At 52.1% G+C, this 21,429-nt stretch carries 11 protein-coding genes and 1 pseudogene; 4 read left to right on the top strand and 8 right to left on the bottom strand.

Annotation, left to right across the window (positions count from 1 at the left end):
• Positions 1-985 precede the first annotated feature (985 nt).
• From RBB81_RS21765 to rfbH, 7 genes are all read right to left on the bottom strand, one after another.
• Positions 986-2,386, bottom strand: coding sequence for a lipopolysaccharide biosynthesis protein (locus RBB81_RS21765; protein WP_353072127.1), 1,401 nt, complete (start codon positions 2,384-2,386; stop codon positions 986-988).
• Between the two features lie 621 nt (positions 2,387-3,007).
• Positions 3,008-4,096: a class I SAM-dependent methyltransferase gene (locus RBB81_RS21760; protein ID WP_353072126.1), complete on the bottom strand. Its 1,089-nt coding sequence runs from the start codon at positions 4,094-4,096 to the stop codon at positions 3,008-3,010.
• 438 nt (positions 4,097-4,534) lie between these two features.
• Positions 4,535-6,439 (bottom strand): hypothetical protein, encoded by a 1,905-nt coding sequence (locus tag RBB81_RS21755; protein WP_353072125.1) that lies wholly within the window; start codon positions 6,437-6,439, stop codon positions 4,535-4,537.
• A 732-nt stretch (positions 6,440-7,171) separates the two neighbouring features.
• A complete protein-coding gene (locus RBB81_RS21750) occupies positions 7,172-7,933 on the bottom strand; it encodes a class I SAM-dependent methyltransferase (protein ID WP_353072124.1) in 762 nt (253 codons plus the stop codon).
• 2,847 nt (positions 7,934-10,780) lie between these two features.
• Positions 10,781-11,758 (bottom strand): glycosyltransferase family 2 protein, encoded by a 978-nt coding sequence (locus RBB81_RS21745; RefSeq protein ID WP_353072123.1) that lies wholly within the window; start codon positions 11,756-11,758, stop codon positions 10,781-10,783.
• The gene (locus RBB81_RS21740; protein ID WP_353072122.1) at positions 11,737-12,720 is read right to left on the bottom strand and encodes an NAD-dependent epimerase/dehydratase family protein; all 984 of its coding nucleotides are present in this window, start codon (positions 12,718-12,720) and stop codon (positions 11,737-11,739) included. Before RBB81_RS21740 ends, RBB81_RS21745 begins: the two co-directional genes overlap by 22 nt.
• Before the next feature lie 91 nt (positions 12,721-12,811).
• Positions 12,812-14,149 carry a lipopolysaccharide biosynthesis protein RfbH gene (rfbH, locus tag RBB81_RS21735; RefSeq protein WP_353072121.1) on the bottom strand — a complete coding sequence of 446 codons (1,338 nt, stop codon included), beginning with the start codon at positions 14,147-14,149 and terminating at the stop codon, positions 12,812-12,814.
• A gap of 199 nt (positions 14,150-14,348) precedes the next feature.
• Between rfbH and rfbF the strand changes: the two genes are divergently transcribed.
• Genes rfbF through RBB81_RS21720 form a run of 3 tightly spaced genes read left to right on the top strand, consistent with a single transcriptional unit; the run spans position 14,349 to position 17,976 of the window.
• Positions 14,349-15,122, top strand: a complete 774-nt coding sequence (gene rfbF / locus RBB81_RS21730) for a glucose-1-phosphate cytidylyltransferase (RefSeq protein ID WP_353072120.1) — start codon at positions 14,349-14,351, stop codon at positions 15,120-15,122.
• Positions 15,107-16,249, top strand: coding sequence for a CDP-glucose 4,6-dehydratase (rfbG, locus tag RBB81_RS21725; protein WP_353072119.1), 1,143 nt, complete (start codon positions 15,107-15,109; stop codon positions 16,247-16,249). Before rfbF ends, rfbG begins: the two co-directional genes overlap by 16 nt.
• Complete coding sequence (locus RBB81_RS21720; RefSeq protein ID WP_353072118.1) at positions 16,246-17,976, top strand: thiamine pyrophosphate-binding protein; 1,731 nt, start codon at positions 16,246-16,248, stop codon at positions 17,974-17,976. Before rfbG ends, RBB81_RS21720 begins: the two co-directional genes overlap by 4 nt.
• A gap of 45 nt (positions 17,977-18,021) precedes the next feature.
• Here the strand turns inward: RBB81_RS21720 and RBB81_RS21715 are convergent, their stop codons facing one another.
• A complete protein-coding gene (locus RBB81_RS21715; RefSeq protein WP_353072117.1) occupies positions 18,022-19,446 on the bottom strand; it encodes an ArnT family glycosyltransferase in 1,425 nt (474 codons plus the stop codon).
• A gap of 616 nt (positions 19,447-20,062) precedes the next feature.
• Between RBB81_RS21715 and RBB81_RS21710 the strand changes: the two are divergent.
• Positions 20,063-20,900 (top strand): annotated as a pseudogene (locus RBB81_RS21710) (leucine zipper domain-containing protein).
• Positions 20,901-21,429 lie beyond the last annotated feature (529 nt).

Here is a 21,429-nt window from a genome sequence, read left to right as displayed (position 1 = left end):
GTGCTGTTAGCTGTACCCGTATTTCGAATACTAGCTATGCTAATCAATGAATTCAGGTTCTGGATCAGAGACAGATTCTAGTCTTGGACTAAATCCTCAGCGGCCACATAGATTGCTTTCCTTGATGATCTCCGAGTCTTCTTCGGCGGGGCGATGACGGCCGTAGCTTGGCTAAGTGCGGCATGGGTGGGTATACGGGGCGCCTCTTCGCGCTCAGTGTTCTTGCAATGGTAGAGCTGAGCACGTCCTACAGGTGATCTTGATTTCGGTCATCGCTTCCTTCGGTTATCCATTTCTCGATGCCTCCCGTGGTCAATCAGGAAGCCCATCTTTACCACAAGACCGAGAGGTAATACCATAGCGGCAAGCGAAGGACATTTATCCCGTACACCCACGGTTTTACTGGCTTGACGAAGCCCTGGGTTGCGGCAACCAGGGCCTCGGAAGCATCAGAAGATGCAATCTCCGACATGTCCTCAATTTGTTGCGGCACGTACACGTTCTCTCATTACGTATCCTTAGGCAAGTCCATTGGGTGATGCAGCCTGTGGACTTATGTCTAGCCGGGGCAATCGCGATAGTGGGGTGGGGAGAGGCACCAAATCTTGTTCCCGTTCATGACGGAGTGTTGTCTCTCTACTCAACCCAGCAATAAATAGGTTGATGCGAGGACTGTTCCCCGATGGGATAGGCCCACTTTGGTAATGGATCTGGTACTTTTTCCCTTGTACTTCAACTCTCATGTTTCCGACTTATATTGCCAAGCTTGCGGGCTCCACAGCTGTCAGATTTTCGAGGTCGAAACTACCTCGAATGATCTGATCAAATAAATTCAAAATATGGGCTTTGTGTTGAATCTGTTGGGTCCAACGGATCTGATGAGGCGAAACTATTGGCTGCATGCCACAGAGATAGAATGTAAGCCAATGCGATCAGCGTACTTCGAACTTTAACCGTAGAGAGTTTCACAGTTTTCCGGGTGATTTCAGCTTTCGAAGCCGGGTTTTGAGCGGCGGATCCTGGCTAACAGGGATGCAGGGCGGAGGGAGGATGGGTAGTGGAGCATGCTGGTCAGGAAGGCGGGCAGGGTATCGTGGGCGATGCGCAGGCAGGCAGGGACGACGTAAAGATTCATGACGATCTCTGAGATCAGGAGTGAGGCCGCCGCTCCATAGAGCCCGTAGGCTCGCGCCAGGACGTAGCAGAGAACGCAGGCGACGCTGGTGCCAAGGATATAGTAGGTGGCCAGGCGCTGGTGCTGGTTGGTGGAGGTCATCAGCGTGCCGCTGGTGGACCACAACGCGTAGAGGACGACAACGGCGAGAAGGATGCTGAGGAGGGGTCGGCTGGGTGGGACGTGGCCACCGGTCCAATGAACCAGAAACCATGGGCCGAAGCTGAGCATGACGATAACCAGGATCAGGGCTACGAGCAGGGCCAGCTGGCAGGCGCGGCGGAGCAGAGTTCGAGTGAGTTCGTAGTTTCCGGCTCCGAAGGCGATCGACATCTCCGGTTCGAAGGTGTTGTTGACCATTTGGACCATCTGCAGGGCTACCCGCGAGACAGTGCGGGCAGTGCTGAAGATAACGACGTCGGTGGGCCCGAGAGCGTATCCGACGGCGAGCAGGCTGCCTTGCAGGCTGAGGGCGTTACCGAGGGGGAATCCCATGTAGGCGAAGGCCGGTCGGGCGAGCTTGCGAATCTCGGCGAAGCTCGCGTGTTGCCACCCATATTCGATCCAGGGGATGTCGCGCCGGACGAGAATGCAGAAGAAGATGGTGATGGCCACGTTAACCGAGGCAAAGACCAACGCTGTCGTGCGTGCGCCTGCGCCCAGTGTGACTGCGGCGATCATGCAGCCAAAGGCGAAGAGGGAGAACATGTTTTTGAGGAAGGTGCCGTAGGGATAGCGGCCGATGGCTCGGTAGGCAGACTGAAGGAGCTGCTCTAATTGCCCGAGCAGGACGGAGACGCCGAGATAAAAGATGATCCACTTGGTGTCGGCCTCGCCCAGCGTGGTGAGCTTGAGAAGGCGGGAGGCGGGAAGATAGTAGAGGGTTCCGGAGAGCAGGACGATCGTTGCTGTGCAGATGATGGCGATGAGCCACCAACAGCTCTGGAAGACCCGGAGAGCGGCAGCACGGTCCTCGCGGGCTACCAGCATCGTCATCTCGTTGCCCGCGACAGAGCCGAAGCCCACATTGCTGAAGCTGAGATAGGCGGGGATGGAGTTGACGATCATCCATTCGCCGTAGAGGGGCACGCTCCAGAAGTGGAGGAAGACCGGGATCTGGACGAACTGAATCACGGTAGAGGAGAGTTTCCCTACCCAGTTGGTCAAGAAGCCAAGCATCAGCCTTCGCTTTATGGAGACGTCCATGCTCATGAGTGAGATTGGTTTCCTGGATCTCGGCGATTAATCTTGAGATTAGGCTAGTCAAACGACCTTTACAAAGTATTTTCGAAACCAGGCACCCAACACCTTTCCAACGCCGGCGGATAGCATTACACGAACATGGCGAGGTTTCGCAATTTAGTTCCGGCCTCTCGAAGTGTCAACGATATCAATCGCTGTCCTTCACCCTTCTTTAGATTTGACTGCCAACTGACACTGCAAGCTATCGAAAAGGGCGACATATCCGAAGGAAGTGAAAAGGGAAAATGAACAACAAAACTCAGGACCGTTATCGAGAGGGTGGCGTCCTAACCGTCTAACAAGCGCGTTACACATCCATTCAAGAGATTAGTGTCCGTCGCCGCGGCCAAAAGACAAGACATCTGTGGTGCTTCCTTGATGCCCGAGCTATGAGACGCCCGTGGTCCCATAACGAGCACCAAAGGCATCTCAGAAGGTAAGACGAGCCCGGCGAATAGCAAACTCCGCATTCAACGGGATTTTTTGTCGTGCGGACCATAAAATCTTTTTGCTTATGTCGTTCGAAGTGGACGCATTTTCAACCTTCCGATTGCTTGAGAACAGAAAATATTAGGCTTTGAGACAGGTGGATCAATCGCCACTAGCGTACGGGCTAGAGGAGCTTTTGCGTGCAAGAACGAGCACCTCTTGTGTGAAGTTATTCTTTAGCTTGTTCGGGCCAAACCATAGACGACGTTCTGCTCCCATTAAGAGTGAGCTTAGAAGTTTCGGCGGACTATTTGGAAATAAAACTCTGATCACAGAACGCGGCGAAGCGAAAAGAATCGCGTGCATCGCTTTTGCAAATGCGAGAGCAACTTTGAATCTTCTCTCGCCGAACGGCAGGGTGCGGGAAAGATGGTCACGTCTCTGAAAGAGCAGAGGCCTTTCAAAGCCGGTCTCCTGCATTGTCGCTACCAGATCTGCGGGATTTGTCTTCCACGGATGACCAGCATCGAGATAGACCACATCCAATGGATAGACCGCCTTTCCTGAGGCCGCTGCCTTTACCTTGTCCAAGAATGGGGTATTCTCGTGTCCATCCATCGGCAGTGTTGATATCAGGGCGCCATCGCTGATCAACAGCTCTGAAAGTGTTTTCAATGTTTCATTGGGCGTGTATAGATGTTCCAACGTATGATTTGATGAAATGAGATCAAACTCCTGGCCAAAACTCGTCAGAATCGTATTCATATCACCGTGAAAAAACCGGACATTTATAGCGCGTTTTCGCGGATCTGGGATCGAGTCCTCATAATCCAATGCGGTGATCTTCGCGTCCGGCAGGACAGCCCGCAAAAACATTAGTTCGGTACCATCCGCACATCCAATCACCAGCACGGACTTGGAATCGCTAGGAACAAGTTTTGCTTCCCATGCGTAGTCGTCGATAAGAGCTCGCCTAGCCGCTTTGGGCACCTCGGACTCGTCCATAATCCGATTCAAACGATCCATCTGTTCCGATGTCAGTCGTGTTTCTGCCCGTGTCAAGCGGCGCAATTGAGTACTTATCTTGTCCCGGTTTCGTAATACAAGTCCATCCCGGACAGCTTGACGTCCTTTCTCGTTCATTTCTCGGTCTGGCCCCACCAAAAATGGATGACGCTGCAGGTACGCACGCATCGCGGGGTCTCTCACACGGAGTTCAAAAGCAGAACTACTTTGATCAAATGTCTGCATACCTGGTCCCCTATGACATAGCTGAGAAGCTTGTCGGGTCGATCAAGCCAATTTGAGCTGTATTCTAAATTCCAAATCCAAGCTTCTTTCTATAACATTTCGTTTAAATTAGATAGTTGACTTCCCAAACGCGAGATCGCCCTTCTCCTAGAGTTGTGCGCTGACGAGAGTCGATTGAAGCCATGCTCGCCCCCAGACCGACCCTTATGGTTGCAATAAGTTACATCAAATTGACCTCAACCTTCTTACCGCCCCACCACTATGCATGAACACCGCGCCTCTTGGCCTAAAGACTAGCGACGCCTGGCCACCACGACAGGAGATCGTCTAGCTTACCTTAGCCGCGTCAGGAAGTCGTCGGAGACATCGCCAAACGGTGAGCCTGACAGTAACGAAATGACGCTAGAGCAGGGCGGGACGTCCGTTATAGATGAAGGACTATTTGGGGGTGATGGAGTCGGCTAGGTCCAGGACGTAAATCTGGCCATCGTCATAGAGGTGGCGGCGAGTGTGGGCCAGTTCGGCGTATTGCTGGTGAGAACGGAGAATGATGGCTTGCTCGCTTTTGATCCACTGGGTTCGGCTTGAGTCGTGAAGGACTTTGTTGGCTTCGCGGTCCAGAGGGACGAAGTCGGCGTAGGAGCAGACGAGGTAGCGAAGGTTGTGCGCTATGAGGTACTTTGCGAGAGTGTTGCCGTCCCCTCGGGAGGGCCAGCCGGGGGGGAGGCTAGCGGCTCCGGGATAGTCGGCGATGCTGATGGCGTTAGCTCGGTAATCCAGGAGGAAGCTGTTGGTGACAGTGGCTAGGGCGCCAGCGTCGGTAGGGAGGCTTCGCTGTACGGCGGCGTACTGGGCTGCGACTCTGAGTGGGACTATAGGGGTGTCGCGCAGGCCAGCTTTTAGGCCGAGTGGGATTTGGTCGTACTCGTTGGTGAACTTGTTTCGCCAGGTGGTCACGGCGGTATAGGCGATGAAGAGGATGGTCACGGTTTGCAGGATCGGCCAGCGCCGGGAGCCGGGAAAGATATTTCGGCGACGACTGAAGACGACGTAGAGCAGGAGCATTGCGGGGAGAATGCAGGGGTAGTTGTAGCGGCGCACGGAGTCTCCGCCTGTGCCTATGCCTACGAGCAGGGTGGCCCATAGGGCGGCGGCAGAGAGAGCAAAGATGGCTTCGCCCTGTTCGTCCTGATCGCCGAGTAGCCACTCAAGGGACAGAAGGAAGAAAAGCGGTAGGCAGAAGGGGATGACTTTGTGGACGACTATGGAGAGGCCGGCTCCTGAGGGCGCAGGATAGAGGCCGTAGGCGCTGTACTGATAACCCTTACCGAGCAACGGATAGAACCAGGTGCCGGAGGTAGCATGGCTGGCGATCATCCAAGGAGCCATGACTATCAGGCAGGCGAGAGCTGCGTGTAGGAGTATTTTTATTGCGGCGGAGAGACCGCGGCGGCGTAGTTGGAAGAATGCGAAGCAACCTACGAAGATTACTCCGTGGGGTAGATAAGTGGATTTGGTGGAGGCGAGGACGCCAGTGGTTGCGCCGATTAGAATAGCTTGAAGGGTGGGGTGTGAAGCCAGGAGTCTGCGGTTTGCTGCTAGATATACGAGAGCGAAGAAAAGGGCGCTGGGCAGGAGGACGAACGTGAGGTTGAAGGTGAGTTGCGGAGTGGTGAAGACGAGAAGCGTAAAAACGGCTTGCTGCGCCGGGGTGAGGCGGAACTCGTCGGCCAGGGAGAAGCAGAGGGAGACCAGTAGGAGAAGGCCGAGAGCGCGGTCGGCCATCTGGACGTCAGCCAATGGGAGGATGACGAGGACGAGATCCTGTAGGAAGTAGTTGCCGCCGATGCTAGACATAATGCGACGTTCGCTGAAAGGGTCGGCGGCGTAGTGGTGAAGCTGAAGCATTTTGGTGGGGGCGGCGAGATAGAAGTTGTAGTCATCCCCAGCCTGGTAAGAGGTCGAGTGCACGGTGGCGGTAAAACGTACGGCGAAGACTATGGCTCCCGCGATCAGTATAAGGACAACAATCGGTGACCAGGCCTGATAGTTCGATGGGAATGGGTCTTCATTGTCAACAAGCCTGACACGGAAGATGGTCACCCCGAGCAGACCGAGAAAGACTAATGCCAAGAGAATGGGAGCCTCAATGGCATTGAGCAGGTTCAAGCAGCCGCCTAGAAAGATGATGACGCCGAAGCCGCAGGTCGATGCGAGCGAGACAGGAAGACGACCAACGCATAGGAAACGGGAGATGACAACCCCATATCCGGTGATTGCGAAGAAAAGGAGAATACACCACAAAATAGCCGCAATAAAATCAAGGAGCGAAACTAATGTCATTCAAATGTCCTTTGTGCGTGGCGTAGATTTGATGAGTTGAATGGGCGGGCTGGACCTGAACCGAGTCACTTATGCCCATCTTTGCCAAATCTTAGCATTAGGATGCGCCGGTGACTTGATAGCGTCATGAGCATTTGTGCGAATCTCTCAGAACGCTCAGAAAGATTCGCCGTATCTGAGTTAACCTTCGAAATCCCGTATTTTCCACCGACTGGCCACCTTTCGGTGATGGCCCGATCAGGCGATAAATGATCGGTGTCGTACAGCGACTACCATGTCTGATGGTACGGGAGAGGAAGGACAATTTCAGGAATCATCAACTTGATCGCCGCTAAATTTAACATCGCATCGTCGGGTCGCTTTCTGCAAATAGCAGTTGGACTAGTCACCTGAAACCCGCATAAGTCTACGCCGATCCTTTCCGTGACTAGTGAATAACGCCTCTACCTAGACATTGGTCCTAAGGCTTCATTGACACGCGTCCCAAGCACTTAGAATAAGGTTCATGTGGTCTCTCAGCTTAATCCCTGGCAGGATGTGTTCCGGGTTATTGACCGCACATACTGCAACTCCTCTGAGATGTACCGGGAAGGCAAGCGCCTTCTCGCTTGTCCCGTCTAAGACGGTCACGCAATAGAATGACTCCTTAGAGAGATGAAACTTGCCTCCCACTGCGGCAGACCGCACAACCGCAGGAATGTAAAATAAGCGTTGGGTGGAAAGAATACACAACTACCAACCAGACAGTCTATATGCTCTGGTTTCATCTTTCGGGTCTGATGCTAATTCCGCATTCGTGTCCTCTTCAGACATGGGGATTGCTTCGCACCAAACCAACTCAAATCCTTGGTCAAATGAATGCGCCTGTTCTGGCTTTTGATAAACCACCTCAAGATCTCCCGGGTTGCTGCTAAATTTCGTCTTCATTTTCTCGACCAAGCGACGCATGACTTGCTTGCCGAAAGGATTGTAGAGATAAACCAATACCGGTCCGTCAGGCCACTCCAATTCCAGAGCGTCGCCGCAGACGATGCGAATCGCACATCGCGTGTTCCCGGCCGCCGTCCAGATTGCTGCATTCGACGTCGCTAAGTTAGCCAATTTAGGGTTCAGTTCAATTCCAACTACATTACGAAAACCAAGCTGGGAGGCGAGAAGAGTTGCCCGGCCCTTTCCACACCCAAAGTCTATGAACGTATACCTCTCGATCGCATGCTTTGGCCGGCTAGCCTTCCATTTCTCCATCGCTCCAAGAAAGCGCGATGGCGGTATCGCGGCATATCCGGCAATGAATTTGTCATTTTCATGTCCAACTGCGAGATCGTGTCCGGGAATTAAGCCATCCGTCACCACCCCATTCTGTGTATCAAAGTGGTGAGTTGCGCGCACACCCAGCCGCCTAAACTTGCGACCAATACTCTTGGTCGCCGAGGTCAAAGTTCCAATGATTCCGCGATGTTCTATAGACCATCGAATCTTGCGAATTACTTTCAAGACCGCACTCTTTTTCGACGTCGTCTTACTGTTGGACTACATTGTCGATCTCCGTTGAGCTGAGTTTATGAGAGGTTACCATCATTAACACAACGTTCGGGTGAGATTGCGAGATCGATAAGGATACCGATTTTGCGAACCAGGGAACTTCCTAGATTCCTTATAGAACGCACACTATGATGATGAATGATATTGACCGCTTTTGTTGGACTTGCTGCGAAGTGTACCTTAAATGGAAGTAGCAACTCAACTCGTCACAGAATCGACGAACGGTAGAGAGCAATCGGTGAAATTCAGACGGGAGGGGAGCAAAGGGTCGAAGAAGGATGAAACTTAACTGTTAGATTTTCAAGAAGGGGTGATCCCTCAAGCCTCCTTCCGATTAGCAAATCGTTTCTTCAACTTAATCACTGCCTTTCGTACAATTCATAACTCCAACGTCTACGCGTGTAAGAATAGGTCCAAATGATAACGCACAAGGCCTGCATGATCCAGCGTTAGGTCCTGTAGTTAAATCGACTGCCAGGTCTGTGTCAGGTTTTTTAAGCCGTTAATAGGAATATCGACTGCCTGTACTAGAGAATGGGAATACGCGATAGCTACTGTCTTACCCGGGCATAAGGTTTTTGCACTCGAGACAATCGCATCTGAGGCAGGGGAAAGAGCGGGAGAGTACTGAGCACGGTCCCGTCAAAATCGAAGGTCGTTATGTCGGAATCGCGTACCTCGATAAACGTGGTAGCGTCAGCCACGACGCGACCTCCGCGCAAATCCACTAAGCGCATATCTCATTCTTCTGAAATTGTTTGAGGCGCTTGCCGTTCTCATCTAGCCATGTAATAGCATCTTAACCCGATAGGTGCCGTTAGCTACGGCATCTTGCTGGTGTAAAGAACCAAGGAACATCGACCTGCCACTTGCGAGCGCTGCAAACGATTGCACGTGAAAATGCGCTGGTAGTTGCAAGGTAGATCTGTTGGTCTCTGCGCCTTGAGAAGCATAGTGAATCAGCAGATGTTTGTCGGCTTGCGAAAAAGTGACGTGGACATCACCAGCTGCGGCTTCTGATGAATGCCACTCCCCGTTATCGCCGATGTCGCGAGGCAGGGGTATCGGCGCCACGATCTGCGGTCTCGAGATACGCGAAGAAGCACCCGCTCGGTGTATGTGCGACCGATAAGATCAAATAAAAACGTCGCCGCCGCAGTCGCCCCTGCGAAACGAAAAGCAGGCACGGCGATGGGAACAGTGCTCCGGATACTTACGTGGTGCCATCGTGCTGTGCTGACGAGAAAGAAACGAGGCATCCGAAACAGAAAGCTGACAGTAACGCCGATATTTCACTGTAGCCTACCTCTAGCTAATGTACGTTGCAAGCTCAACTGTTGCTAGGGTTGACGTGTGCGCTTAGCCATCGCTCGAAGTTGTGCGGATTAGCACATGTTGGTCTCATTCGTGGTAGCTCGATGTGGAATTTAGAATCTGCCAAAGTTGTCGAAGAGTTTGGACCGCGCACAGCGTTATACCCAATGGGCGCGGCCGTGCCAACCGTAGCAGTCAAAATTACTACCCGTGCCGCACTTGGTCAAAACCGCATTATCCTGACAAACATCATTATAGTTTCTGTTGTTCGCGCACTGGCGCGTCGCAACCGTAGCACAAGTGCAGGTGAAGGTGGTGCTCTGCTGCGTGTGATTTCTTAGGCGGTCTGCACAAAGATCCGAAACTCTCTCAGCGCGTGGTGTTGATCCAGTATTCATATGCTTCGTCCTCGTTACAAAACCATTTATTGCCAGATCGGACCATCCGGATCTTGCTAACGGTTGCGCCACAGGCGGTGCATTTGGCTGTATCAGTATATCGATTGGGGAATATCCACCGGAGCAGTACCGGCATCAGGCCTCTCATGAACTGACTCCTCGTGGATAATATGAATGATTATCGATCATTTCCAAATTGCAATTCAAGAGCTTCGGTGTAGCGGGCGGTATTGAGATTCGGAAACATCTGGCTCTCGGTGCTTAAACGTTTAGCGCGAGATATTGTTTCTTGATCAGTTCAAAAAGTCCTATGTGCCCGTTGACTGAATAGATTGAAATCTCGCATCAAGTTTCTTAAGAGGATTATCAGCTGCCTGCTCTGACGCCAATGGCTCAATTATTTGACTTTTATCGAAGCGCTCATGGTTACGCTTTCTGTTGCGACTTGCATCGTTATGAATCCAATAGGCTGTTCGAGGCGCCAGAAAATGGATAGATTGGGTCATGCATACGAGGTAGGAAAGTGCTCGACTTTATGTTTGGAAATAAAATGACTGTAAAGACTTTTCTTCTATCTTTGCTCGAATCGGAGGAGAGTTCTTGCTCAGATTAGGTAAGAGCTTTGAATGAAATGTGGTTTATGACCAAACAAGCTGCTGATAACTGTGATCGCTGCCACGATCGCAGCAGCGATGTAAGGAGCCTGGGTCTGGTAGTGGCTGGCATGACGGATGACGCCGACCTGTGGAGGTAATGCGAGGGCAGAGAAAACAATAGTTCCACTGTAGACAACCAGGCTGCGTAGCCATTCACGTACGTAGTGACCCTTCGTCCTAAAAACAAACCACTTGTATCCCAGAAACGCTACCAGTGATACTGATTAGGTTTGAACTGAGACTTGCAGCCATGTAGGAGTAGGAAGGCATTGCTCGATTCAGCCAACGATTGATCAGGAAAAAGCAGGTATAGCCAAAGAGTGTGTTCCACCCACCAACTAATAAGTAGCGGAGCCACTGGCCTTGCGGAATATGTTGGGTGATACCCTTCCTTGATTTCATTACCTGATTTGACCCGGACGTGAGGCCAGTCATACTTGAGGCTCGTCCGTAAAGTTAATCCGCTCTCTTTCAATCACTAGAGGACGATTTTGCACCATGCTGTGAATTGAGCCAATGTACTCACCGATTACTCCGAGAGCGACCAGTTGAACAGAACCGAAGAAGAAAAGGCCTACGACGACCGGAGCAACACCAATGTCAAACCGGTTCCAGAATAGAATCTTCGCGAACAAGTATCCGGTTCCAATGAGAGCGCTCAAGACAGCAAGCATAAAGCCTGTAAAAGTAACAAGGCGAAGCGGAACTTTGGACAAGTTTGTAATGCCAAGCATAGCGAGATCGTATAGAGTGTAGAAGTTGTTTTTAGTAATGCCACGCTCGCGTCGCTTTTGGTTGTAGTAGATGGCTTTATAAGGTAGACCGATCTCGGCGATCATTCCCCGGAAATAGGGATACGGGTCTCGAAATCTCGATCGAATGATATCGATTACTGTTCGATCATACAAACCAAAGCCAGTGAAGTGCTCAAAAACGCGAACGTTCGTTAAAGCGGCCACTGCGCGGTAGTACAGTGTGCGGATCCCATACATCAACCCGCTCTCGTCGCTAGTGTTTTTAATGGCTACAACAACCAATGTTCCTCGCTCCCATTCGCGTATCATATCGCCGATCAGCTCTGGAGGATCTTGGAGGTCAGAGAGCAGCATCGCAACAGCATCACCGTGCGCTTCAAGGATCGCATGCTGCGGAGAGCGAAGGTGGCCGAAGTTCCGTGCGTTCACAATGACTTTTACATTTTGGTCCTGCGCAGCAAGTCTGCGCAGAATCGGCACCGTGTTGTCTGTGGAGGCGTTGTCGATGAAAATGTGTTCGTAGCGAAGCAGCGGGAACTCAGCAAGCGTGTCGCGAGTTCGCAAATAAAGTTGCTCCACGTTGTCCTGTTCGTTATAGCAGGGGCTGACAATGCTTATCAGCTTCAAGAGTTTCACTCCTTCACGTTTGTCCATCCGTACCATTCCGCCGTCCGACGGATCGCTTCGTGCAATTCTACAGTTTGCTTCAGTTTGAGCTGATCGTATGCCCTTTGAACCGAGGGAACATAGTGCTTTATCGGAACACCTGCCGAGGCGCGGCGTGATATGAGAATGTCGAGGTTACAGTCGAGGGTGGCTCGCACCTCCTCTGCGAGCTGACCTATACTGATTGCCTTGTCGGACCCAATGTTGATCGGAAAGAGCGAAGGCGCGTTAAACAATACGGTCCATAGCCAGACAGTAAGGTCGGCTGCATACAGATACGAACGAACTGGAGTTCCATCCCCGTGTATGTGGATTGGTTGCGAAGTGAGTGCACTTTGAATGAAATTACCGATCGCGTATCGCCCATCGAGAGGAAGATGAGGTCCTACAAAAGCGAAGCATCGGGCAATCTTGCAGGCAAATCCGTGGGATGAGGTATAGGCTGAGCAGAGCGCTTCTGCTGCACGCTTTGCCTCTCCATAGGCGTTCTCCGGCAAACACGGGTCGAGTGATCCATAGAAGTCTTCGGTAGTGAAAGAAGGCTGATCGCCGTAGACGGCGCCCGAGCTTATCATCATAAATTTGCGCGTCCCGTGCGAAGCTGCAAAGTCCAGAGTGTTTCGGGTCCCGTCGAGGATGGTGCGAAGAGTTGTGATCGCTGTGTCTTTTGCTTTTCCGGTTCTGCTGCCGCCAGTGTCGGCTGCCGCATGAACGACGAAGGGGAAGCTGCCTTCCGGAAACCGGAACGAACTTACATCTCCTTTGAGCAAAGAGACTGCAGGGTTGACGGCTAGGTGGGGGGAGCGTTCTCGAAATATGTCCGGGTTACGGGTGAGGACCGTAATCTTTGAGTTCAACGAAAAACTCTGATTGGCGGCGATAAAGCTTTCGATCAGCCAGCAGCCAAAAAATCCCGTTCCTCCGGTCAGAAAGATCTGTTGATCTCGCACCTCCTCCCAAAGAATCCTCGTTTGCTCACAGATCTGATCAAGATCATTGGAACAAATGGGCCGTGTCATGAGCAAATCAATGTAGTGCTGGTCACGAAAGCACCGGCAGTGTCCTAGCCTGAGCCGCAAACTGAACGATTGTTTGGACAATGTGATCAAGCATCACATTAGTGAGTCCCGGGAACACCCCGATCCAAAAGACGTTCCTCATCACGAAGTCTGTGTTAGGCAAATCACCGATCTGCCGCAACTCTATTCCTTGATAGGCGGGTTGACGAAGGAGATTTCCTGCAAACATCAGTCGTGTTCCAATCTTCTGAGTTTCTAGCGCCTTCACTAACTGATCTCGCGTAAAGGGCGCTTCTTCGCGAACTCCCAACGGGAATCCGAACCAACTCGGGTTTGAGCCCTCGGTGGCGATCGGAAGCATGAAAACTTCCTCTAGGGGTGCCAAGGCCTCTCTCAAGTATGCAAAATTGTCGCGACGACGCTGAACAAAGTGCTCGATCTTATCGAGCTGCGACAACCCAAGAGCAGCCTGCATATCTGTTGCCTTGAGGTTATATCCGATATGAGAATAGGTGTATTTGTGATCGTACCCGCAAGGTAGGGCGCCCAACTGCCAATCGAAGCGTTTGCCGCAGGTATTGTCGACGCCAGGCTCACACCAACAATCACGGCCCCAATCGCGGAACGATTCGACCAGTGTTTGAAGCAGGGGAGCATTAGTGAGTACTGCCCCGCCTTCCCCCATGGTAATGTGATGAGCTGGGTAAAAGCTAAGCGTCGCTAAATCGCCGAAGGTACCAACCTTCTGTCCCCGATAAGTTGCTCCAAGCGCATCGCAACAGTCTTCGATGACCCATAAGTTGTACTTGCGCGCAAATGTCATGACCGCGCCAAGATCGAATGGATTTCCTAAAGTGTGAGCGATCATTATGGCGCGGGTTTTTGGGCTCAAGGCGCTCTCGAGCTGTGCCACATCCACCTCAAGCGTTGGAAGCGTGACGTCGATGAACACGGGAACCAGGCGATTTTGAATGATTGGATTGACCGTGGTCGGAAAGCCAGCTGCCACCGTAATTACCTCGTCGCCAGGCTTCAATTGCCGGTCTCCGAGTTTCGGTGAAGTCAGAGCAGTCAGAGCGATAAGATTTGCCGAAGAGCCAGAGTTGACTAGGGAGCATCCCCGTACACCCACGAAGCGAGCAAGTTTTTTTTCGAACTCATTGGCAAATCGTCCAGTCGTGAACCAGCAGTCGAGGGCTGAGTCTACCAGTGTTTTGAGATCCTGCCCATCAATAACTTTCCCAGAAACAGGTACCGATGATGTCCCGGGATCGAAAGACCTTTCCGGGAAAACTTCTGCGTGATAGGCGACGACGAGTTCGAGGATGTCTTCGCGAAGTTCTTCGGAGCGTTGGCTCATCGGGTTTAGAGAACTCCTTGGTGTTTCAGCGATATAGGCCGAAGTCGGCGTTTGAGCGAGGCAGCGATATACTACGATGGGTGCAAGCGACAACATTGAGCAGTTTCGTTGTGGTCCCGAGACGAATTATATCGTGATGCCTCGGCTAGGCGCTTTGCTGAACCGGTAGGCAACTAGAAATAGATAGGGTGTGAGAAGGATGAAGGCTGTAATACTCGCAGGTGGTCTCGGAACACGCATTAGCGAAGAGACCTCGGTTCGCCCGAAGCCGATGGTTGAAATTGGCGGGCGTCCCATTCTCTGGCACATTCTGAAGATGTACTCTCATCACGGAATCTTCGACTTCGTTATCTGCCTGGGCTATAAAGGTTACTTGATCAAGGAATATTTCGCAAACTATTTCTTGCATACTGCTGATGTCACCTTTCATATGGAAAATAATCGAATGGAGGTGCATGGAAAAACAACCGAGCCGTGGAATGTGACTCTTGTAGAGACAGGCGAAGAGACTGGGACCGGGGGCAGATTGCTGCGAATTTTTCCTCACGTAGCGCAAGAGGATGCATTTTGCATGACATATGGAGACGGAGTGTCAGATGTGGACATCACAGAAGCCATCAAATTCCATCGTTCTCACGGTAAACTCGCCACATTAACCGCTGTTCAACCTTTGGCGCGATTCGGCTTGCTGGGTATTGAAGGAACTGAAGTACATACCTTCCAAGAGAAGCCAACGGCAGGTCAAGGTTGGCTAAATGGCGGGTTCTTCGTTCTCTCGCCGAAGGCTCTCGAATCGATTCCCCCGGACTCTTCCACTATGTGGGAACGTGAACCGCTAGAACGGCTAGCACGTGAGAGGAATCTTCATGCCTATCAGCACTCGGGCTTCTGGCAGCCGATGGACACTTTACGAGACAGGCAGCAGCTTGAACATCTCTGGAGTTCCGGAAAGGCGCCATGGAAGACCTGGTAAAGAACGCGTGGCACGGACGTAAGGTTTTTGTCACCGGCCATACTGGCTTCAAGGGCGGCTGGCTAGCTCTATGGCTAGCTAGAATGGGGGCACGCGTCCGGGGGTATTCCCTCGACCCGCCAACGAGGCCTTGTTTTTTTGAGGCCGCTCGCATTGGCAGCGACGTCGAGGATCTTCGCGGCGACTTGCGTGACGCCACATCGCTTGATCGTGCAATGCGAGAGTTTGGACCAGAAGCTGTTTTTCACCTTGGTGCACAGCCTCTGGTTCGGCATTCCTACGCCGATCCTGTAGGAACATACGCAACGAATGTTATTGGAACTGCCAACGTTCTCGAGTCTATTCGCACGCTCCGGTCCGTGCGTGCTGCTGTGATCGTCACGACGGACAAGTGCTATCTCAATCGTGAATGGCATTGGAGTTATCGAGAGACAGATCCGTTGGGCGGACACGACCCATATAGCAGCAGCAAAGCGTGTGTCGAAATTTTGACTGCCTCGTATCGAAACTCTTTTTTCCGTCCAGAGATGTTAGCGACTCACGGGGTCGGACTAGCTACGGCCCGTGCTGGAAATGTCATCGGCGGAGGAGACTGGTCCGAAGATAGGCTCGTACCTGATCTCGTGAGAGGCTTTATGGCCAAGGAGTCAGTCTTGATCCGATACCCACAGGCCATCCGACCATGGCAGCATGTGCTCGAACCGATAGCTGGCTATCTTGCTTTAGGTGAGCGTCTTTTTGCAGGCGAAGCGAGATTCGCCGATAGCTGGAATTTCGGCCCTTGGGACCGGGACACATGGTCTGTCGGTCGTGTGGCCACCGAGATGGTTCGGCACTGGGGGGACGGTGCCCACTGGCATTCCGACGACTCCCGATCGTCTCATGAGGCGCAATTTCTAAAGCTCGACTCCAGTAAGGCGCGTGCTGAGCTTCATTGGTTGCCGCGACTAGACTTAACGACGACTCTCGAGTGGCTTGTGGATTGGTATCAAAGCTGGCGTAACGGCTTGGATATGCGCACATTCAGTCACAATCAGGTTAGCTCCTACGAGGCGCTCCTTCAAAGTTCTGAGACACAGAGCGATTGTATTAAGAAAAGCACTTCTCCTTTGGAGACGAGGATGTGATCAAAGCCACCGACTACATTGCACGATACATGTACCTCCGAGGCGTTAGAACTGTCTTTGAGCTCCCTGGCGGGATGATCACCCACCTTTTGAACTCGCTCTATGAGTTCAAAAAAATTCGTGTCCTAAGCATGCATCACGAGCAGGCAGCCGCCTTTGCGGCTGACGCCGCTGGACGGTTAACAGGAGTTCCGGGTGTCGCAATGGCTACCAGTGGACCGGGTGCGATTAATCTGCTTACAGGGATTGGCAGCTGTCACTTCGATTCCTCTCCAGCAGTTTTCATCACTGGCCAAGTGAACCGTCATGAACTTCGTGGAGATCGCGCGATTCGCCAACTTGGCTTTCAAGAGAGCGATATTGTCGCAATGTCCAAGCCAATAACGAAGGCTTCTTGGCAGGTAAATACACCGGACGAACTGCCTAAGTTGTTGGAACGCGCCTTTGATCTCGCGGTAACAGGTAGACCTGGACCTGTCCTGCTTGATATCCCCATGGATATTCAGAATTCTATGCTAAACGTTGCGGAGCCAGATGCAATCGCACATGCCGCGACTTCCACTCCTATGGCGTCCCGTTGCGTCTGGCGACAGCTCCGAGAGGAATTGGTGAGATCAAAGCGTCCATTGATTTTAGTGGGCGCCGGCGTCCGGGCTGGAAACGCTTTGGAACAATTACACACCTTCGTTAGAAGGCTGGGTATTCCGGTCGTTAATAGTCTTCTTGCTGTTGACGTCATGCCATACAATGACCCGTTGCGTGTTGGCATGATTGGGAGCTACGCCAATCGCTGGGCGAACCACGCTCTTGCAAATAGTGATCTTCTACTGGTTCTTGGTAGCCGGCTCGATATACGCCAAACTGGCAACGACACGAAGTTTTTCAAAGGAGATCGTGTAATTGTGCATGTTGACTGCGAACCCGGCGAGATAAACAACCGGATACCAGACTGTATCGCTGTCAACAGCGATCTCAGGCCCTTTTTGGAAGCAGCATTGGAAGAGCTAGGAAATCTAGCGGGACCAAACTGGTCAACATGGCGAGAGGAGATCGAAGGCCTTCACAGGAAATATGACGACCGCTTGGAACTTGCTGAACTCCCAGGCATCAATCCAAATGTCTTTATGCATCAGCTTTCTTCCGTTTCAGCTTCTGCCGGCGCATATCTAGTTGACGTGGGACAACATCAGATGTGGGCCGCACAGTCGATTGAAGTGAGAGGAGACCAGCGGTGGATTACATCCGGCGGGATGGGTTCGATGGGTTTTGCTTTGCCAGCTGCCATCGGCGCAGCCGCTTCGCTGGCGCCTCGTCCGGTCGTCGTAATTGCCGGGGATGGAGGATTTCAGTGCAATCTGCAGGAACTGCAAACCATAATTCGTAATCGACTCCCGGTTAAGATCGTGGTGATCAACAACCATTGCCACGGAATGGTGCGGCAGTTTCAGCAAAGCTACTTTAAGGAGCAATATCAATCCACGCTGTGGGGCTATAGCGCCCCTGATTTTCCCCGGGTTGCCGAAGCGTTCGGAATTAGAGGCCTAAGCATTTCGAATCAAGACCAAGTAGATGGTGGACTGCGTTCGCTGTGGGAAGACCCCGCGGAACCAGCTCTCATCGATGTCTCTATCGATACATTTACCAACGTCTATCCAAAGATTGCTTTTGGTCGGCCAATGAACGAGATGGAGCCAGAAGCAAAACCAATTGCGATGGAGAGTACCTAGGATCACACTCATCAAAAGTCTCAGGTCGATGAAGCTAACTTCCATCTATTGAGTTGTGGCCGTAAGCTGGCTACCAGCCTGCAAATATATGCGGTAGCCGAGCGGGTCAGCCCCCTGGGTTCGCAAGTCGCCGGGACCCTCACCGACAAGCGCATAATTAGTCCGCAAGAACTCCGCGAATGCGGGCCACGCATCTATTTTATCGAAAGTTTGAGGATCCCCGAATCTATAACTAGTTTCAACAAAAATTAGAGGAGGATCGGATTTAATTTCATTCATAAATTCATCGCGGTATGTGTCGACCGCAGGGTTTGGATGGGACGAAAAAAGCAGTTGATCGCCCATCAGACCGGTACTCTGCTTCAAACGAAGCCGGTAGAGCGCGCTATAACATCCGGCGACGCCGTCGAGGCACTGAACCCTTCCATTTAATTTATCTGACGGATATCGCTCTAGGTCGTTGACGAGTCCCATTGAAATTAGATCGGTTTGAACAAAATTAAAAGTTCTGTAGAGGTAAAACGGTGCGATTAAAACTGCACCGATCAGAAGGCCTGCGCCCCCAATCGCGCCTATAAGTCTTCCTCTCCGAAGCGCTGCCGTAAACTCCATACCGCACCACAGGAGTGCAAAAGCGACGAAGGGATAGCGATGGTATGCAAAACCTTTCGTTTGGGCGAAGTACGACGCCAGACCCAATATCGCACCACCGACAATCACTCGAAAACGCCAATCGCGCCAAGATCTATTGAGGAAAAAAAGTAAACCTGCTAGTGGAAGAAGTGGGATTAGTCCGCGCGGTGTACTGTAATGCAACAAATAGGGGAACGATGGTCGGATGCTGGCCGAGTAAAAAGCACCTAGAGGTAGAGCCCGCATAAGAAACGCATTGAAAGAAGAGCGCCATAAAAGAAACATCAGCGTCGCTGCTAGGATTATCAGGGTAGCTACGACAATTGCACGCAAAAACGGAAAGGTACGAACACCCTCTTTGCGGAGTTGGAAAAGAGCAGTAACTGTTAGAAGGACTTCGAATGCGGCGGCCGTCGGTTTGATGGTGGCAGCTAGAGCTAGACAAATTCCGGACGTAAAAAAATGAACAGGACGCCGATAACGAACACCAAGAAAAACGAGAGCGTAACCTACAACCACTAGAACGGTCATCACTTCATCTCTTTCAGCCGTTGCCAGAGGTCCTTCCGAAGCGTGAATGAGTGCGAAGAGCACAGCAGCGTATAGTCCGGCGAACCAATCGCAGGTGGAAGTGATCGATATTGTCGCAAACGCGAGTAGACTCAGTAACGTATAGTCGTAAAGCCTCCATCCTAGATCGGACGAGCCAAAAAGCGTCGTTCCGAGAAAATCAAACCAGTAGGAACCGGGCATGTTGAAGTCGATAATCTGACGATAGGGAGACATCCCCGCCTTCATTAAGAAGACGCCGTAGTGAAAAACTTGCGTGTCGCCCATCCATCTCCAATGCAAGGACAGAAGAGCGAAGCATACGCAACACGCGATCAGCAAAGCAGTCAATAACTTTTGCCAAGTGATCAGGTATTTCGGTAAAGTTTGGATTTGAAGCTCCTTATAAACGAGTTTGAAAAATTATATCCGCTGAACGCTATTCATGATTCGGCTTCGCGACCAGAGAGATAGAAATTGGAACGGGGCAACCTGTTTGATCCAACAACCCTCGGCATCGGTCGGGTCTCACTTTATAATGTTTGGAAAGTGAATCTATGAAACTTAGCAATTTAGAACTGGTATCTATGGTCTTGTTCACTGTTGCCGGTTTGGTCTGCACTTCTAAGGACTGGTATACCTTGGTTCTTCGTTTTCGTGACCGGATTCTTCGTTGGGGTCGGGTGGTTGAAACTGGCTCGACGACCCATTGATTAACCTATCGTTCTGGGAGCGGAATCGTGGGATGGGAATAATCCATGACCTTTGAGAGCAAAATAGCAGCGCCACCACAACTACGGCCAAAACAACTAGTCGCTAGGTGTGAAATTTCAATAGGTTGTTGTCCATTCGATCGAGAACTGGGAAGCTGAAGTTGCGAAGCCACAGCGACCGAGGAGACCGAATGGACTATCACCATCATGCTCGACTGACGATTGTTCGTCGAGAGGAGCTTGCGAAGAGAGTTTTGGAGGGCCGGTTGAGCTTGAAGGAGGCCGAGGCCGAGTTCAAGCTCAGCCGGCGGCCAAATGGGTCCGGCGGTACCGGGAGCAGGGCGTGGCGGGGCTGAGGGATCGCACGTCGCGTCCGCACCGCTCGCCACGCAGGATTGAAGAGGAGCGGGTCGTAGAGATCGAACGGTTGCGGCGAGAACGTTGGACCGGGGTGCGGATCGCGCGGCAGCTCGATATGAGCCGGGCCACGGTCAGCCGGGTGCTGCGCCGGCTGAAGCTGAACCGCATCCGCGATCTGGAGCAACGGATACCGCCAAACCGCTACGAACACGCCGCTCCGGGCGATCTTGTGCATCTGGACATCAAGCGTCTGGTGCGTATCCAGCGGCCCTCGCACCGCGTCACAGGCGACCGCCGCGATGGCGTCAAGGGCATCGGCGCGGAGTTCCTGCACATCGCTATCGACAACCACTCGCGGCTCGCCTTCACGGCCATGTACCCGGACCAGACCGATCGCAGCTCGACTCACTTCCTGGCTGCGGCCACGGCTTGGCACCGCCGGACCCGGCCTTACACTACGCGCACCAATGGCAAGGCGGACCGCTTCATCCAGACTGCCATCCGCGAATGGGCCTATGCCCGCACCTACCAAAACTCCGAAGAACGAACCGCCTCGCTTCCCGCATGACCCATCAGTACAACTGGCACCGGCCTCACGCCAGTCTCAACCAACTACCACCCATCAGCCGAGTTCTCAAGGACAACAATCGGTTGACACACCACATCTAGATCTTGTCCATGGGGTATTTTACTTCCTTTCTATTTTGGTATCCACAAGCCTTCTCAAGGCGAAAGAGCCCTTCGTCAGCCGGCCAAATCGTTCCTTTGCGGTCGCTTCGAATGCAGATTGAGTGCTGGATCTTGGGAAGGCTTTAATCGATCCGTCAGATGCAATATGAGTCAGTGTCGAGCTCGAACTACCAAGTCACACCGATTCCTTCTTCTCAGAAGCGCTAGCAAATTAATCATCCTCTGCAGGAGGAAGACTCATCCTCTTCAATCTGTTTCGACGGAGCTGGTCAAGACCCGCGTTGTTCGCGATCCAGGCATTGCCCTTGTGACCGATCAGAATTCTGCACACAGCATCGGATCTCCATCCATCGCTTCGCTTTAGGGTCTCTCTGGGGATAGAGCTAATGACGTCCATTGCCTGCCATTGCTCTTGGGCAAAACGCGATACACCGGTTGGAGTTACGGCCCAAAGCGAGGCGTCAAGTCCGAAGGTAAAATCGCTGGGACGCGAAACACTGCGAAATTT

Source organism: Tunturibacter gelidoferens, from assembly GCF_040358255.1.
In the GTDB taxonomy this organism is placed as follows: domain Bacteria; phylum Acidobacteriota; class Terriglobia; order Terriglobales; family Acidobacteriaceae; genus Edaphobacter; species Edaphobacter gelidiferens.
Note: the sequence above shows the minus strand (reverse complement) of the source record. Positions and strands in the feature narration are given on the sequence as shown.

Excerpts from the sequence above, each read along its gene's own strand:
- RBB81_RS21765 (WP_353072127.1), bottom strand. The coding sequence starts at position 2,386 with ATGAGCATGGACGTCTCCATAAAGCGAAGGCTGATGCTTGGCTTCTTG.
- RBB81_RS21760 (WP_353072126.1), bottom strand. The coding sequence starts at position 4,096 with ATGCAGACATTTGATCAAAGTAGTTCTGCTTTTGAACTCCGTGTGAGA.
- RBB81_RS21755 (WP_353072125.1), bottom strand. The coding sequence starts at position 6,439 with ATGACATTAGTTTCGCTCCTTGATTTTATTGCGGCTATTTTGTGGTGT.
- RBB81_RS21745 (WP_353072123.1), bottom strand. The coding sequence starts at position 11,758 with ATGGACAAACGTGAAGGAGTGAAACTCTTGAAGCTGATAAGCATTGTC.
- rfbH (WP_353072121.1), bottom strand. The coding sequence starts at position 14,149 with ATGAGCCAACGCTCCGAAGAACTTCGCGAAGACATCCTCGAACTCGTC.
- rfbF (WP_353072120.1), top strand. The coding sequence starts at position 14,349 with ATGAAGGCTGTAATACTCGCAGGTGGTCTCGGAACACGCATTAGCGAA.
- rfbG (WP_353072119.1), top strand. The coding sequence starts at position 15,107 with ATGGAAGACCTGGTAAAGAACGCGTGGCACGGACGTAAGGTTTTTGTC.
- RBB81_RS21715 (WP_353072117.1), bottom strand. The coding sequence starts at position 19,446 with ATGGGCGACACGCAAGTTTTTCACTACGGCGTCTTCTTAATGAAGGCG.